The sequence below is a fragment of the Paraburkholderia nodosa genome (assembly GCF_001718195.1).
Lineage (GTDB): Bacteria > Pseudomonadota > Gammaproteobacteria > Burkholderiales > Burkholderiaceae > Paraburkholderia > Paraburkholderia nodosa_A.
The window spans coordinates 1-621 of record NZ_MCNV01000083.1; the positions used below are offsets into that span (position 1 = coordinate 1).

At 50.2% G+C, this 621-nt stretch carries 1 protein-coding gene and 1 rRNA gene; both read right to left on the reverse strand.

The features are described 5' to 3' along the window. A 23S ribosomal RNA gene (locus BFD71_RS38735) occupies positions 1-279 on the reverse strand; the annotation flags it as partial. A 121-nt stretch (positions 280-400) separates the two neighbouring features. Next, positions 401-621 (reverse strand): hypothetical protein (locus tag BFD71_RS41915; RefSeq protein ID WP_218108697.1); only part of this gene is annotated, 221 nt, incomplete at its 5' end.

The window sequence follows — 621 nt, forward strand, 5'->3', positions numbered from 1 at the left end:
AGATAAAGAGTACAGGCTGGTCCCATTTCGCTCGCCACTACTTTGGGAATCTCGGTTGATTTCTTTTCCTGCGGCTACTTAGATGTTTCAGTTCGCCGCGTTCGCTTCGCATGGCCTATGTATTCAGCCATGGATACTCCATTCGGAGTGGGTTTCCCCATTCGGACATCTGTGGATCAAAGCTCGTTTGCCAGCTCCCCACAGCTTTTCGCAGGCTACCGCGTCCTTCATCGCCTGTGATCGCCAAGGCATCCACCACATGCACTTGTTCGCTTGACCCTATAACGGGTGTGTCTCGATCACGATTGCTCGTGCGATTCACGCTCGCTACAGGTTGAGTATTCGTGTTGCGCCGTATTTCAAGGCAATCTTTCGATCACTTAAAAATACATTGATACAATCACAACCCTGATTCACCTACTCCACACCCATCTCCAGGTGTGTTTTGGATGAATCTCTTTACTACTTCTTCCTGATTGTTAAAGAACGACAGCCGATACGCTTTCACATACCGCTCTGACTGGCTCAATCGCCAATGCAGAAGGTTCTGCTTCGTGCAGAACGCTGTGCATTGAGGATTGGTGGAGGATGACGGGATCGAACCGACGACCCCCTGCTTGC